The 15,856-nt window shown below is 67.3% G+C and carries 12 protein-coding genes; 5 read left to right on the forward strand and 7 right to left on the reverse strand.

All coding sequences use genetic code 11. The features are described 5' to 3' along the window. The first annotated feature begins 1 nt into the window (after position 1). A complete protein-coding gene (locus tag VV02_RS04080) occupies positions 2-6,013 on the forward strand; it encodes an RHS repeat domain-containing protein (protein ID WP_052590054.1) in 6,012 nt (2,003 codons plus the stop codon). 207 nt (positions 6,014-6,220) lie between these two features. On the opposite strand, the gene VV02_RS04085 is transcribed toward VV02_RS04080, so the two are convergent. From VV02_RS04085 to VV02_RS04095, 3 genes are read right to left on the reverse strand one after another with little or no spacing between them, the layout of a single operon-like run. Further along, positions 6,221-6,745, reverse strand: a complete 525-nt coding sequence (locus VV02_RS04085) for a type II toxin-antitoxin system death-on-curing family toxin (protein WP_157063266.1) — start codon at positions 6,743-6,745, stop codon at positions 6,221-6,223. 11 nt (positions 6,746-6,756) lie between these two features. Beyond that, positions 6,757-7,254 (reverse strand): Panacea domain-containing protein, encoded by a 498-nt coding sequence (locus tag VV02_RS04090; RefSeq protein ID WP_052590058.1) that lies wholly within the window; start codon positions 7,252-7,254, stop codon positions 6,757-6,759. Positions 7,255-7,302: 48 nt separating this feature from the next. Next, positions 7,303-8,997, reverse strand: a complete 1,695-nt coding sequence (locus VV02_RS04095) for a metallophosphoesterase family protein (protein WP_052590060.1) — start codon at positions 8,995-8,997, stop codon at positions 7,303-7,305. Positions 8,998-9,126: 129 nt separating this feature from the next. Between VV02_RS04095 and VV02_RS04100 the strand changes: the two genes are divergently transcribed. Next, positions 9,127-11,268 (forward strand): ArnT family glycosyltransferase, encoded by a 2,142-nt coding sequence (locus VV02_RS04100; protein WP_052590062.1) that lies wholly within the window; start codon positions 9,127-9,129, stop codon positions 11,266-11,268. A gap of 152 nt (positions 11,269-11,420) precedes the next feature. Continuing rightward, complete coding sequence (locus tag VV02_RS04105; protein ID WP_052590064.1) at positions 11,421-12,092, forward strand: response regulator transcription factor; 672 nt, start codon at positions 11,421-11,423, stop codon at positions 12,090-12,092. Positions 12,093-12,094: 2 nt separating this feature from the next. On the opposite strand, the gene ligD is transcribed toward VV02_RS04105, so the two are convergent. After that, positions 12,095-13,060, reverse strand: a complete 966-nt coding sequence (gene ligD / locus VV02_RS04110; protein WP_052590066.1) for a non-homologous end-joining DNA ligase — start codon at positions 13,058-13,060, stop codon at positions 12,095-12,097. Between the two features lie 9 nt (positions 13,061-13,069). After that, entirely contained in the window at positions 13,070-14,005 is a 936-nt protein-coding gene (locus tag VV02_RS04115; protein WP_052590068.1) for a LysR family transcriptional regulator, read from the reverse strand. Between the two features lie 113 nt (positions 14,006-14,118). Here VV02_RS04115 and VV02_RS04120 point away from each other — a divergent pair, with 113 nt between their 5' ends. Both VV02_RS04120 and VV02_RS04125 read left to right on the forward strand, forming a co-directional pair. Beyond that, positions 14,119-14,346, forward strand: coding sequence for a hypothetical protein (locus VV02_RS04120; RefSeq protein ID WP_052590071.1), 228 nt, complete (start codon positions 14,119-14,121; stop codon positions 14,344-14,346). Then, positions 14,346-14,585, forward strand: coding sequence for a hypothetical protein (locus VV02_RS04125; protein WP_052590074.1), 240 nt, complete (start codon positions 14,346-14,348; stop codon positions 14,583-14,585). Before VV02_RS04120 ends, VV02_RS04125 begins: the two co-directional genes overlap by 1 nt. Positions 14,586-14,606: 21 nt before the next feature. Here the strand turns inward: VV02_RS04125 and VV02_RS04130 are convergent, their stop codons facing one another. Beyond that, complete coding sequence (locus tag VV02_RS04130; protein ID WP_052590076.1) at positions 14,607-15,092, reverse strand: GNAT family N-acetyltransferase; 486 nt, start codon at positions 15,090-15,092, stop codon at positions 14,607-14,609. Positions 15,093-15,100: 8 nt separating this feature from the next. Continuing rightward, positions 15,101-15,733, reverse strand: coding sequence for a DedA family protein (locus VV02_RS04135; protein WP_052590078.1), 633 nt, complete (start codon positions 15,731-15,733; stop codon positions 15,101-15,103). Positions 15,734-15,856 lie beyond the last annotated feature (123 nt).

The raw sequence follows: 15,856 nt of genomic DNA on the forward strand, positions 1-15,856 counted from the left end.
GATGAGCGAGAACAACATGATCTGGCGGATGGCGAAGCGGCTGACTGTCGCCCTCGTGACGATGGCGCTCGTGGTCGTGGGGATGGGTCGCCTGGCCGATCCGGCGGAGGCCGCGCCCAAGCCTGGCCAGAGCCGTCCGACCGCGCCCGACAAGATGAAGCCGGTCAAGGGTCACGGCACGAAAGCGGTTGCAGTCAACGCAGATCCGGCCGCGAAGGCAGCGCTCAAGGGCAACCCGAAGGTGGCGTGGCCCGCCGCGGGAGTCAGCGAGGTCGTACCCGGCGCCAAGGCATCCTCTGCCGTGGTCAGGGTGGCGGGAGACGCGAAGTCCAAGGCCGCTCCGGGCAAGGTGCGGGTCGAGGTGCTGAGCCACGACGCGGCGACCAAGGCCGGCGTACAGGGCCTGCTGATCAAGGCTCGTCGCGCGGATGGTGCCCGGAGCGCGGCCACGTCCGTGGTGTCGGTCGACTACTCCGGCTTCCGCAACGCGTACGGCGGTGGTTGGGCATCGCGCCTCCGTCTGACAACAGCGGACGGACGTCCGTTGCCGAGCCGCAACGATCCGAAGGCCGGCACGGTGACGGCATCGGTCGCGCTGGGGGCGACCGATACGACACTGGCGCTCGCCGCAGGCCCGGAGGGCTCGACAGGCAGCTACAAGGCCACCACGCTGGCGGAGTCGGGCAAGTGGCAGATGTCCGCGAACAGCGGGACCTTCTCGTGGGACTACGCGATGCGCGCGCCGCAGGTGCCGGGCGGCCTGCTGCCGCCGCTGAGCGCGTCCTATTCGTCGGCGGGTGCGGACGGGCGCACGGTGTCGACCAACAGCCAGCCATCCTGGCTGGGCGAAGGCTGGAACCTCGGCTCGGGGTTCATCGAGCGTTCCTACAAGGGCTGTGCCGACGACCTCGGTGGCAACAACGGGCAGACCAAGACCGGCGACATGTGCTGGGAGACCGAGAACGCGACGCTGTCTCTGGGCGGTTCGTCGAGCGAGCTCGTGCACAACGGTGGCAACGTCTGGCGGCCCGAGAAGGACGACGGCTCTCGGGTCGAGCACCTCTTCGGTGCGGCCAACGGTGACGACAACGGTGAGTACTGGAAGGTGACCAAGACCGACGGCACGCAGTACTTCTTCGGTCGTCGAGCGGACTCGTCCTGGAACGTGCCGGTGTTCGGCAACGATGCCGGAGAGCCTTGCTACAAGGCAGATTTCGCGTCTTCGCACTGTGTCCAGAGCTATCGCTGGAACCTCGATCACGTCATCGACCGGCACGGCAGCACCATCAACTACGTCTATGCGCCGGAGGCCGGTCGCTACGGGATGAACCTCGCCAAGGAGGCGGCGTCGTACACCCGCGGCGGCAACCTGCTGCGGATCGAGTACGGCGCTCGTGAAGGCCAGGCGGGCGTCCCGGCCAAGGTGGAGTTCGAGACCGGCGACCGCTGCATCCCTGGTGCGAACTGCACGATCCACAACGCGGCGAGCTGGCCGGATGTGCCCTGGGACCAGGACTGCCCGAGCGGGCCATGCACCGACAAGGTCTCGCCGACGTTCTGGTCGACCAAACGACTGGCCAAGGTGACGACGTACGCCGGCGCCAAGGCGGTCGACTCGTGGACCTTCGAGCACAGCTTTCCTGCCCCGGGCGATGACGGGGGAGCGGCACTGTGGCTGCGGTCGGTCGTGCACCGGGGCCTTGCAGGTGGCGAGATCGCTTTGCCAGCAGTCACTTTCGACGGCACGGCATATCCGAACCGGGTCAACTCGGCGGGCGACGGCATGCCGCCGATGAACAAGTACCGCATCCACGCGATCAACACCGAGTCCGGCGGCACCATCAACATCAAGTACGCCGATCCGAACTGCACGCCGGACAAGAAGCCGACCCCGGACTCCAACGGTTTGCGCTGCTTCCCGGTCCGCTGGTCCATGCCGCCGTCGCCGACTCCAGTCGATGACTGGTTCCACAAGTACGTCGTCTCGGAGGTCTCCCAGTCCGACCGCGTCGCTGGTGGGAAGCGCCAGCTGACGTCGTACAGCTATGTCGGTGATGCGGCCTGGCACTACGCGGACAACCCGCTGGTGGCACCTGAGCGACGCACGTGGTCGCAGTGGCGGGGTTATGAGCGGGTCATCGTCCGTAAGGGGGACACCGCCGCTGATGAGGGTCTGCCGCAGTCGCAGACGCAGCTGCAGTACTTCCGCGGGATGAACGGCGACAAGAAGGCCGCCGGTGGCACCAAGGACGTCGGGATCACGGATGCTGCCGGCACTCGCCTGCCGGACGACAACCCGTACGCGGGTCTGGTGCGTGAAGAGATCGCGTACGACGGTGTGGGCGGACCAGAGGCGAGCGCGACGGTCAACGACCCGTGGCGCCGAGGGCCGACGGCGACCCAAGGATCGCTGCAGGCGTTCCAAGTAGAGACCACTCGTACCACCACGCGAACAGCTTTGAAGGCCGGTGGTTTCCGGCGCACTGAGAAGAAGTCGACCTTCGACAACCTGGGCCGGGTGACCAAGGTTGACGATCTCGGTGACACCGCGAAGGGGGACGACGACCGGTGCGCCACGACGTCGTACGTCGAGAACGTGGGCACCTGGCTGATGGACACGCCGTCCCAGATCACCACGATCGGAGTCGCCTGTGGCGGCTCGCCGACGTTCCCGGCCGACGCGATCTCTGACGTGCGCAACTCGTACGACGGTGGCGCGTTCGGCGTGGCGCCGACGGTGGGCGATGTGACCCGCGTCGAGAAGGCGGTCTCGTACGACGGCAGCACGCCGCACTTCGACACGGTCTCGCGGGCGACGTTCGATGGGTACGGACGGGCGCTTGACACCTTTGACGCGCTCGACCGCAAGACCTCGACGTCGTACACGGAAGCCGACGGACTGACGACGGGCAAGAAGGTCACGAATCCCCTTGGGCACGAGGCGACAACGACGGTTGACCCAGTGGTCGGCCAGCCGGTGCTCGACGTGGACCCTGCGGGACGGCGTACGGAAGCGACCTACGACGGCCTCGGCCGGATGACGGCGGCGTGGCTCCCCGGGCGGGCCAAGAGTGACGACCCGACGACGCGCGTGGCGTACGAGGTGCGGAACAACGCACCCAGCTGGGTGCGGACCGAGTCCCTCAACGCGAACGGCAAGTACACCCCGTCTTACGCGCTGCTCGATGGGTTCCTGCGGGCTCGTCAGACGCAGACGGCGGGCACTAAGGGTGGGCGCATCCTGACTGACACGATCTACGACAGCCGTGGGCTGAAAGCCGTGACGCGAGAGCCGTACTGGACCAACAGCGGATCTCCCGGGACGGACCTCTTCATCCCGACGGATGCGTCCCAGCTGCCCCGGCAGACGGTGACGCGATACGACAGCACCGAGCGACCGGTCGCGTCGATCTTCCTGGATCACAACGTCGAGAAGTGGCGTACGACAACGGCTTACGGCGGTGACTATGTCTCGGTCGATCCGCCGACGGGTGGCACGGCGACGACGACGTACGCCGATGCCCAGGGGCAGACGACGGAGCTGCGTCAGTACAAGTCGGGCGCTGCGAGCGGTGAGTTCGATGCCACGAAGTACACGTACACGAAGGCTGGCAAGCCCGCGAGTATCCGTGATGCCGCAGGGAATACGTGGCGCAACGAGTACGACGTGCTCGGGCGACAGACGAAGGCGGACGATCCCGACAAGGGCATCACCACGATGGCCTACGACGCGGCTGATCAGCTGACCAGCACGAAGGACGCTCGCGGGTCAGTCCTGGTCTACGGTTACGACGCCCTCGGACGCAAGACCTCGACACGGCAGGGATCGGCGACCGGTTCGCAGGTGGCGAGCTGGACGTACGACACCCTTGCAAAGGGGGCGCTGACCTCCTCGACGCGCTATCAGGACGGTCGCGAATACACCCGCGCAGCAAGGGGTTTCGACGCTGCTGGCCGGCCGACTGGTGAGACCGTGACGATCCCGGCCGAGGACAAGGGCCTGGCCGGGACGTACACGACCGGTGTCACCTACAAGCCGGACGGGAGTCAAGCATCGGCCGCACTCCCGGCGCTGGGCAATCTGCCGGCCGAGACGATCCTCAATGGCTACAACGACCTCGGCATGCCGACCACGCTGAAGGGCGGCACGACGACGTACGTCGGAACGACCGACTACACCGAGATCAACGAGCTTCAGCAGGTCGCGCTCGGGACGGTGGGCAAGCGCGTCTGGCAGACGACGTTCTACGAGACAGGGACCCGGCGGCTCGGCCGCTCGCTCACGCAGAAGGAGTCGGACCCGGCTCTCGTCGACAAGCTCGACTACAGCTACGACAACACGGGCAACCTGACGTCGGTCAAGGACGAGCAGCCGGGATCGGTTGATACTCAATGCTTCCGGTACGACTACCTGCGCCGGACGACGGACGCCTGGACCGCGACCGCAGCGTGCTCGTCGGCTCCCTCTGACTCCACGGTGGGCGGACCGGCGCCGTACTGGCAGAGCTACGGCTATGACGCGACCGGCAACCGGACCTCAGTGACGAAGCACGGGGTGGGCTCAACAGCGGACGCCGTGAGCGCGTACGCCTATCCGGCCGCCGGCCAGGACCGTCCGCACGCCGTGCAGTCGGTCACCACCGCGGGCAAGCCGGAGCAGAAGTACGCGTACGACGCGACTGGCAACATGAGCGACCGCGCCGGCCAGCCCATGGCCTGGGGAGTTGACGGCAGCCTCGCCAAGGCGGGCTCGTCGACGTATGTCTACGACGCGAGCGGTGCTCAGCTGATCCGCCGGGACAAGGACAGTGCCACGCTCTTCGTGGGCGGCGGCGAGCTCAAGGTCGATACGGCTACGGGTGCGAAGCGTGGGACGAGGTACTACAGCGCGAGCGGTGCGAACGCCGTACGGACGTCCGCCGGCGTCGTGTGGCTCGCGTCCGATCACCACGGCACCTCGCAGGTGGCGGTCAACGAGAGCACGCTGGCCTCGACGGTGCGGCGGTTCGACCCGTTCGGCAACGCTCGCGGCACGGTGACCGCCTGGCCGGGTGGCTCGCGCGGGTTCGTCGGTGGGACCACCAACGCGGAGACCGGGCTGACGCGGCTGGGTGCTCGCGAGTACGACCCGGACCTGGGCAAGTTCATCTCGGTCGACCCGGTGATCGATCCGGCCGACCCGCAGCAGATGAACGGCTACTCGTACGCCAACAGCAACCCGGCGTCGTCCAGTGACCCCGACGGTCTGCGCAACATGGACGACTGCGACGTGAACGGTCACTGCGGTGCCCAGGCCGAGAAGAACTGGCCCGCACCACCGAAGCCGCGCCGGACGAACAAGTGGGACGACTGCGATGCATGGGGACAGTGCGGCCAGAGCGCCAGCCGCACGGTGAACCCAGCCGGCAACATCAAGCGCAATCGGACCATCGGCGATCAGGTGATCAAGAAGATCAAGCAGATCGCTGATGTCGCCATGTCAACGGCGGACACGGAGAACCTACTCCGCACGGTCAGCAAACTTTTCTCTGGTGACGCGTACATCAAGTCGGCGTCCTTCTGTGGCGAGGCGGTTGCGAGCGCCATCCTTTCTGCATCGGCTGGCGGTTGTCTCACGATTGACGATGTCGGAATTGCCGTGAGCGGTGGGGTGAAGCTCGGTGTTGAATTTGGGGGCGGCGCTGCGGTGAAGCTCATGTTGAAAGTGTCCACTGGCCCGGCGACAACAGGCACTGAGTACTCACTCGCGTCATCTAACGGTTACAACAACAAAACGACTGCCAAAGACATCAACAAGAACCTCGAGCCAGACCACAAGTTCAAAGACGAATTCTTCAAAGAAGGCGGGTTCAAACTCAGGAAGCCTGGACTTTTTGTCGAGACCGAGACAAAGGCCGCAGGGACGAACAACTGGTCGACCGATGTCGCCGTGGGGCTTCAATGGGGTGCGCACGCCAGCTTTGGCGGCACCTACTTCTCAGCCGAGGGCGGCACATACGTCCATCGCTGGTGAGTTCAGAGCGCACACGGAGGGGGCCAGATGTCGAACCGCGACTACTGATATCGAATAGGTCACTAGCGAGGAAGGACAAGAAGGTGATCTCCATGACGGCCGACCGTGACGTCTGAGACCAACGATCAATACGAATAGCCTCCCGGTGACCTATTGCCGGGAGGCCATTCATGCCCGCGCAGGTGGCGGCGATCTAGGTCGTTGGTGTCAGCGCTCGAGTCCAGGAAGGCGATGTCGTCCTGGCTGCTGACCTCCGACGTACGCGATCGGTTCGGTACTGGTGGGCCCCTCGCGGTGAGCCCGGGCGACGCGTTCGCGAGTCGTCGCCCGAATGAGTTGGGTCTCAGGATCCACCCCCGGTCGGAGTCGGTGGTTGGAGCGCATGCGGTCTGCGATCCACAGGGTGGCGTGGCGTTGGGCGTCCTCGTGGTGGACGAGCGACCGGACGAACTCGTCGCCTTCTTCTGCCGGGAAGTCACGCAGTGTTCGGCCGTTCAGGTTCAAGAAGGTCACCGTCGAGAGCCAGGCGATCCGCTTGTTGCCGTCGCTGTAAGCCTGCGCCCTCTGGACTCCGTCCAACAGCTTGGCGGCTCTCTCAGCCACTGTCGGATAGAGGACTTGCCCGAACACCTCTTGAAACGGAGCAGACACCGCACCTTCCAGCAGACCCTCGTCACGGAGCTCACCTGCTCCGAGGTAAGCCGTGTAGAGATGCTTGACGTCGTCAAGCATCAGGCGAATGGTCACTTGGCCAGCAGCGCCAGCAGCTCGCGCCAACGCTCGGCATTGGCCTTGCCGGCGGCATCCAGGTCGCTCTCATCGGCGTCGTCGTATGCGAGAGCAGGTGGCTTCGGACCGGCGCCGTCCAGGCTCTGCTTTGAGTAGTAGCGCGACATGGCGTCGCGGCTGATCTCTTCATCTGCGGTGTCCCGAGCCTCCCGCCACGGAGCGTCCTCCCGCGGGCTGTCGCTGGAAGATTCGGCATAGTGCGCGATCACGACGTCAACGATGAGAGCAGTTTGCGCGTCCACAGCGTCGGGATCGGCCTCGTCCTGGTTGCCTTGAAGCGCCGGCGTCACGGGGCCGGACTCCGACGCCTCGATCGCCTCGTCGAAGAGCGGTCTTCCAGTCCACGCCAGAGCCCAGGCCTGCATGTAGTACGCAAGGTCCTGCAGCTGCTGCTCGCTCGAGAGGTCCACCTTCGACCGGATGTACTTCGCCACATCGACAGCGCTGGTCATCGCGACCCCTTTCAAGATGGTTCGAGTCTAGGACCAGTCCCGCGATCGTCACGGGGGCGAGATGGGTGTGCGCTGAATGCCGTTGCTGGCACCACAAGTGCGTCCCTCGGGAATGGTGTCCACGATCGAGCGGCCGTTGATCACGTTCAGACCGTCGTACGCCGGCCGTCCCTCGACGATGCTGCGGAACGAGTAGCGGGTCAGGTTCACCAGCGAGCACGACTTGCCGTAGACCGCGATGTCGAAGAAGTACGACGCTGTCGCCCGCTCCCCGTCGCCGGACTCGCTCTCCTCGATGCGCTTTCCGAAGAGACCGCCGCCGGTGAAGGTGCCGACGGTCACGCGATTGCCGTCGATGCCGGGCGTGTGCATGTGACCGTCGATCAGCATGCCCTTGGTCTTGATGCCTTCAACGGCGGCCGGCTCATGACTCACGACGATGTCGGGAAGGGTGCGGTCGCCGTACGCCGCCAGGAAGGCCTTCTGCCGTGGCTTCTGCTTCTTGTCGTTGTCCGTGTCGGAGTCGCCGTAGTAGCGCGGGTCATTGAAGCCACCGATGGTCACGCCGTCCACCGAAACCTGCTGGTACTGACCATTTTTCGGCTCGAGCAGCACCACGTTCGGGATGGCCGCGAGCCGATCGAGAAGTGCGCGGTCGGTGGCGCTGGTGGCGTCGTGGTTGCCCTTCACGAAGATGTACGGCACACCCAGCTGCGCGATCGACGTGAAGATCCCGGCCGCCTCGGCCTCACGAGGGTTGCCGAAGTTGATCAGATCGCCGCTGTCGACGACGGCGTCGATCTTCTCGTCGGCGATGAGGCCTTTGATGATCGGATACTGGTTGGCGCCGTGGATGTCGCTCACCATCAGCAGTCGTACGGCGGGCTGCTGGGCCAGCTCGGGCGGCACCAAGGAGTCCTGCAGGGACTGCGAGAGGGCAAGCACGTTGGTGACATAGCGCGACACCTGCTGGGCCCTCGTCTGTACGTCGGTGAGCAGACCGGCGTTCGAGCGCACCGTGCCGAGGAGGCTGGTCGCGCGGATGGCGGCGACCCGATCGCCGCGGTAGGCCTGCCACCCGGCGATCGCGGGCACGAGGACGCCGATGACGGTTGCCGCCGCGATGACGCGGACCTGGATCCAGCTGGGATGGCGATGGTGACGACGCCCAAGCGCCAGCAGCGTCAGCATGACCGCCTCCGCTGCCAGGAGCCCGAGCCCGAACCGCAGGACGACACCGCGCAGCGCCGAGCTCGCCACCCGGCGTACCTCCCCGTCGGTGGGCCGGAACGTGTCGACCGAGACGTCCTCGCGGGCGAAGAGGTCGGTCACATCGCCCTTGACCTGGGTGCGCAGCTCGATGCCAGGCGCGGGGACGGGTCCGTCGAAGTGCACGTCGATGTCGCCGAAGACGGTGGGCGCCTTGAGGGTCGAGGACGGCCAGGCATGGAGGCTGACGGTGCCCTCGTAGTAGCGAGTGTGCACGGGAGTCGGCAAGACCAACGTCGTGGCGATACCGGCGACGTACCCGACGAGCGCGAGCCCGAGGATGCCGGCGGCGATCAGCAGCCGTCGTCGCCACCGCGGCCAAGCGGGCGGCTTCGGGTCTCCGGGTGAATCGGAGTCATCGGGTGAAGTGGACTCGTCGGGCGAAGCGGAGTCGTCGGAGGCTCCGGCGTCGTCGGACGGAGTGGTCTCGTCGGGCGCCGTCGCGTCCGACTCCTCACTCGCGGGACTGCTCACGCCATGCCTCCGTCAGGATCAGGTGATCGCCGGTCCCACGATAGGGACCTCGGCCGGTCAGTGCGGCTCATCGGGGGCCCTGGGCCGGGTCACAGCAGACGCATAGGCGACATCGCCACTGTCGCTGGCATGGACCCGATGACCACGGCGCTGCGCAGCGCGACCACGACCAGATCGGCTACCCCGGCCGCCGCGGCCAAGGCCCGCCTCGCACGATGGTGGCGCGGCAGCCCCGACGATCCCGCATGGGCGCGGCCGGCTCTGCTCGCGCTGCTCGTAGCGACAGCAGGCCTCTACCTGATCAACCTCACCGCGAACGGCTGGGCCAACTCGTTCTACTCCGCTGCGGTGCAGGCCGGTTCGGAGTCGTGGAAGGCGTTCTTCTTCGGGTCCTCCGACGCGGCCAACTCCATCACGGTCGACAAACCTCCGGCCGCGTTGTGGCCAATGGCCCTGTCAGTACGACTGTTCGGCCTCAGCTCGTTCGCCATCCTGCTGCCGCAGGTGCTGATGGGAGTCGGCACCGTCGGTGTCGTCTACGCGACCGTACGCCGGACCTCGGGTCTTGTGGCCGGCCTCCTGTCGGGCGTGGTGCTGGCTCTGACTCCGGTGGCGCTGCTCATGTTTCGGTTCAACAACCCGGACGCGCTGCTCACCTTGCTGATGGCCCTCGGAGCCTGGGCGACCGTGCGTGCGATCGAGCGCGGCTCCATCCGGTGGATGGCGTGGGTCGGTGTGTTCATCGGACTCGGCTTCCTGACCAAGACGCTGCAGGTGTTCCTGGTGGTGCCGTTCTTCGGGATCGCCTGGGTCGTCGCCGCGCGAACGACGTCGCGGCGTCGAGTGATCGGCTCGCTCGTCGGTGTCGGCGCGATGCTGGTCGCGGGCGGCTGGTGGGTCGCCATCGTCGAGCTGATGCCGGCGTCGGCGCGACCGTACATCGGTGGCAGCCAGAACAACTCGTTCCTCGAGCTCACCTTCGGCTACAACGGACTCGGCCGGATCAACGGCAACGAGACCGGCTCGGTCGGCGGCGGGGGAGGCGGCCGTGGTGGTGGTGGCTGGGGCGAGACCGGCTGGGACCGCATGTTCAACAGTCAGGTCGGCGGTCAGATCTCGTGGCTCATCCCGTCCGCGCTCATCTTGCTCGTGGCGGGACTGGTGCTGCGCGGCAAGCGTCCGCGCACCGACCTGCGTCGCGGGGCATACCTCGTCTGGGGCGGTTGGCTGCTCGTCACGATGGCGACGTTCTCGTTCATGGCCGGGATCTTCCACGAGTACTACACCGTGGCGCTCGCTCCGGCCGTCGCCGCGCTCGTCGGGATGGGCGTGGCCGAGGCCTGGGAGCGTCGTCGTACGCCGGTGGGCACCGTCATCCTCGCGGCCGCCACGGCCGCTGCAGCGACCTGGGCGTTCATCCTGCTGAGCCGAACCACGGCGTACGGCAACGGTTTTCGCGTCGCCATCCTCGCGGTGGGCATGTCGGCAGCGTTCCTGATGCTGGCGCTGCCGTGGCTGCACAAGAGGGCGATCCCGATCGTGCTCATCGCAGGCGTGCTGGCCGCGCTGGCCGGACCGACGGCGTACGGCATCACGACCCTGCAGGAGAGCACGTCGGGCTCCATCGTCTCGGCGGGACCGAGCAGCGGCGGCCCCGGCGGCGGACCGGGTGGCGGCATTCGAGTCTTCCGCGGCGGCCCAGCCGGTCAGGCCGCCGCGGCTCCGGGCGGACGGCGTGCGCCCCAGGGCGGTCCGGGCGCGGCGCGCGGTGGACAGGCTCCCGGTGGGCAAGCTCCGGCTGGGGTGCCAGGCGGACGAGCAGCAGGCGGACAGACGGGCGGCGGAGCACCCTCCTTCGAGCGGACGACGGGCGGCATGGGTGGCCTGCTCAACGCCACCACCCCGAACACTCAGGTCGTCAGCGCGCTCAAGGCCAACGCGTCCGACTACACGTGGGTCGCAGCGGCCATCGGCTCGCAGAACGCCGCCGGACTCCAGCTCGGCTCTGAGCTGCCGGTGATGTCGATCGGCGGGTTCAACGGCAGCGATCCGTCGCCGACGCTGGCGCAGTTCCAGGAGTACGTCCAGCAGGGCAAGATCCACTACTTCCTGGGCAACGGTGGCGAGGGTTCGGGCGAGGGCGGCATGATGCGCGGCGGACCTGGAGGCGACGGCAATGGGAGCGCGATCTCGACCTGGGTGCAGGAGCACTACGCCGCGGTCACGATCGGCGGGACCACGTTCTACGACCTGACTCAGCCAACCTCCTGACCGGCCGACGCCGCCCCCTCAACACGGAGGGCGCGGCGTACGGCACGGGTCTTGCGATTGGCCCTAAGGTGGCGTCGTGAGGGCCTTTCGCCCGAGACGTTCCACCCCAAAGGGTGGGGTGTACCGACCCACCGCCCCTGATACTGAGCGCCGTGACCTCATCTGCACCCCTGCGCATCGCCGCTGTGAACGACTATGACGTGGTCGTGGCGGGTCTGCACGCCATGCTGCGTCGCTACGCCCGCCGCGTCTGCGTCGTCGAGCTCGACACCAATGTCGCGGTGGCGCAGCGCGTCGACATCGCGTTGTACGACACCTTCGCTCAGACCCAGGACAACGGCTCGGAGATCATGCGGCTGCTGCGCAACCCGAGGGTCGGAGCAGTGGTGGTCTACACCTGGAACTTCCAGCCGGAGGTGGTCCAGGCCTCGATCGATCGTGGCGTGCGCGGCTACGTGTCCAAGACGCTTGCTGCCAATGCGCTGGTCGACGTCCTCGAGCAGGTACATGCCGGCGAGGTCGTCGTCTCGCCGACGCCCGGCAACGGGCTGGTCACGGGGGAGTGGCCCGGGCGCGAAGAAGGGCTCACGCCGCGCGAGGCCGAGGTGCTCGGGCTGATCACGCAGGGCCTGTCCAACAACGACATCGCCGCCCAGACCCACCTCTCGATCAACTCGGTGAAGTCCTACATCCGCACGGCCTATCGCAAGATCGAGGTCACCAGCCGCAGTCAGGCGGTGCTGTGGGGTGTCCGGCACGGGTTCGAGCCCGACCAGACCCGGTTGCGCCCGCCGACGCACGACGGGTCCACCCGGCTCGCCTGAGCTCAGTCGTCCTCGGGCGGGGTCTCGGCGCCTTCGGCCTCGTCGCGGTCCGCCCACTCCAGCAGCGTGTCCAACCGGTACGCCTTCGCGTCGATGTCCGCGTGCAGGTCACCCAGCTCGGCATACCTCGCCGGCACGGTCGCGATGGTCAGCTCCTGCGGCTCGACGTCGTCGACCTCATCCCAGCGGATCGGCGTCGACACCGTCGCCTCCGGGTTGCCCCGCACGGAGTAAGCGCTCGCGATCGTGTGGTCGCGGGTGTTCTGGTTGTAGTCGACGAACACCGTGGTCGGGTCGCGGTCCTTGCGCCACCACGTGGTCGTGACTTCCTTCGGCGTACGACGCTCCACCTCGCGCGCGAACGCGTGCGCCGCGCGGCGTACGTCAGCGAAGCCCCACTCGGGCTCGATGCGCACATAGATGTGCAGGCCCGACCCGCCGGATGTCTTCGGAAACCCTTGAACACCAAGCTCATCCAGCACTTCGTGAGCGACATGCGCGGTGCGGCGGACTCGGTCGAACGGGCAGTCCGGCATCGGGTCGAGATCGATGCGCCATTCGTCGGGACGCTCGGTGTCGGCGCGGCGGGAGTTCCACGGGTGGAACTCGACGGTCGACATCTGGACGGCCCAGATCACGGAGCCCAGCTCGGTCACGCAGACCTCGTCGGCCGTCCGGTTGTAGCGCGGGAAGTGCAGCTCGACGGTCTCGACCCAGTCGGGTGCGCCGCGAGGGATGCGCTTCTGGTGGACCTTCTCGCCGGTGACACCCGTGGGGTAGCGGTGCAGCATGCACGGCCGCTCGCGCAACGCGTTGACGATGCCGTCGCCCACGGAGAGGTAGTAGTTCGCGAGGTCGAGCTTGGTCTCGCCGCGCGTCGGGAAGTAGACGCGGTCGGGGTTGGAGATGCGCACGGTGCGCTCGCCCACGGTCAGCTCGGTGGCGGGTGAGCCGCCTTTGCTCGCCATGACCCGATCCTAGGAGGCGGCGGCGGGCGTGCTGGCCTCCACGGTTCGCACCGCCTGGGTCCGCAGCGCCTCGGTCAGCGTCCGGATCGCCGGGCGACGACTGGACGAGCGGCGGCAGATCGAGAAGATCCGGCGCACTGGCCGGTCCCCGCGCAGCGGGACGACGCGCACCGAGTCGGGCATCTCCGGACGACCGAGCCGTGGCAGCGTCGAGATCCCGAGTCCCGCGGAGACGAGCGCGATCTGGGACGGGTACTCATCGACCCGGTGTACGACGTCGGCGCTGTGCCCACGCGCGGACATCTGGTTGCGCAGCCAGCGGCTGCAGATGCTCGCGTCGTTGGTATCGATGATCCACGGCGCATCGAGTAGGTCGTCGAGACTCAGGGACGCGCGACCCGCGAGGGGGTGCTCGCACGGCAGCAGGATGTCGACCGGATCCTCCATCAGCGGCGACTGGGTCAGGTGGCCCGGCACCTCGATCGGAGCGTCGACCCAGTCGTGAGTGATCGCGACATCAGCGTGACCGCCCTCGACCCGATGCTCGGCGTTGGAGAGCAAGGTCTCCTCAAGGTTGACGACCAAGTCGGGTGCCGTACGCCGGAGTTCGCCGAGGGCGGGAGCCGCCAGTCCGCGAATTGCACTGGAGAAGCACAGAACTCGCAGTGTGCCGGAGACGCCGGTGCGCAGCTCTTCGAGCGCGGCGTTGGCCTGCTCGGTCGTGCCGAGGATGCGTTCGGTCGCGTCGGCGAGGACTACACCGGCGTCGGTCAGGATCACGCCGCGGCCCGCCTTCTCCAGCAACGGCGAGTGCACCTCGCGCTCGAGCTTGGTGATCTGCTGGCTCACCGCGGACGGTGTGAAGCCCAGGGCTTCGGCCGCCGCGGCGACGGATCCGTGCTGCCGGACGGCGTGCAGAGCGCGTAAGCGCTGAAGGTCGAACATGTAGCAACTGTAACTGGTATGGGTCACAAATGCGCGCTGGTGCTAAACGATCAGGCGGCGCACTCTGGATATCAGAACACCTCATCCGGAGGTCGAATCACCTGGAGGACATCATGTCCGCACTACTCGTTCTGGCTCTGGTCGCCGCCATCGTCGTGGCGATGGAGCGGACCCACCGTCGGTCCACCGCCAGCGGTCCCCAGCTCCCGTCGCACGCCGACCGCGACGGTGACCGGGTCCGCGCAGACTTGGCCGCCTTGTCGCCGGCTACGGAGGCCGCGCACCGTCGTACCGCAAAGGCCGTGGCCAACGCGCACACTCGCTGGGTGGTGCTCCGGTGATGGCCACGCTCGCCATGCTGCCGGTCATCGCCATCACGCTCAGCATGATCTTCGGCAGCCTCGCCGCCATCGGTCGGATGGCCACGCCAGAGCGTGAACGGATACCGCTGCGGCGGTGGCGGCTTCGTGAGCTGAGGTCGAACGCATCGATCGGCAAGCGCGAGTGGGTCACTGCGCTGGAGGTGGCCTACGGGCGGCCGTCCGGGCCGAAGGGCAGCTCCGGAGGCGTGGCCCCCTGAGCCACACCTCCGTGCCAGGCATCAGAGCCGACGGTGCATCACATGCAGGCCGACGAGCCCCTGCTCCGGATGACGGAAGGCCTCTGGCACGGTGCCGACGACGGTGAACCCGAGCGCCTCGTACAGCCCGACGGCACCGACGTTGGTCGCCGCCACCGCGTTGAACTGGATCGCCAGGAACCCTGCAGCTCGTGCCCACTCGAGACTGTGCTCGACGAGGGCGCGTCCGACGCCACGGCCGCGGGCGTCCGCCCCCACCATGTAGCTCGCGGTCGCGACATGTGAACCGGGGCCGACGCGGTTGGCGCCCATCTTGGCCGTTCCGAGGATCTCTTTGCCGTCGGTAGCGACCACGGTCAGCCCCGGCGGTCGCTCGATCCAGGTGTCCTTGAGCTGCTCGGCCGTCATCGCCGGGTCGTACGTGAAGGTGTCGGCGCGCTGGACGACCTCGAGAAGAATGGGTTCGATGTCCGGCCAGTCGGACTCGGCGTACGGCCTGATCTCCATGGTTCGTACTAGACCAGGGACCCGACGCGGCTGTCATCCGACTTCTCAGCTGCCGGCCGGCGGCGCGAGGCGAGCCGGTCGACCAGCAGTCCGACAGCGAGGGCGATCCCGATACCGACTCCGGCGGCCAGCAACGGGTTGTCGCCCAGTACCTTGCCCGCCACTGATCCGACGAGCACCGACCAGGCCGACCACGCGGTGCAGCCGATGAACGCATAGGTGAGGAAGCGGCGTACGGGCATACCTGTCGCTCCGGCGCTCAGCATCACCGCGACCCGACCGATGGGGACGTAGCGTGCGGTGAAGATCAGCAGCCCGCCGCGGCGTTCGAGCTCGCGACCGGCCCACACGATCGTCCTAGCCACCCTCGGCTTCCGTTGCCACGCAAAGCGATCGGTGCCGAGGCGTCGGCCTATGGCGTACGCCGTCGTGTCGCCGAGCAGTGCGCCGAGCGCCCCGACGATGCCGAGCAGCCACAGGTTGACGCCACCTGAGGTGCCGAGCGCGGCGAGTGCCACGATCGCGGACTCGCTGGGCAGCGGCGGGATGAAGGCGTCCAGTGCGGCGAGCGCAGCGACCACGGCGTACACCCACGGCTGGCCTGCCAGATCGAGGATGGACGAGTTGATGGCTTCGAGCACGGGGAGCCTCCGAGGACGTCGTCTGGTTGACGTGCTCGACGCTATGAGCGGGTGTACACGGGTCACATCGCTCTCGGGACTGACCTCGGACGGCTGGGCTACGACTCGGGGACTAGGGGTTGA

It is taken from the genome of Luteipulveratus mongoliensis, from assembly GCF_001190945.1.
Taxonomy (GTDB): Bacteria; Actinomycetota; Actinomycetes; order Actinomycetales; family Dermatophilaceae; genus Luteipulveratus; species Luteipulveratus mongoliensis.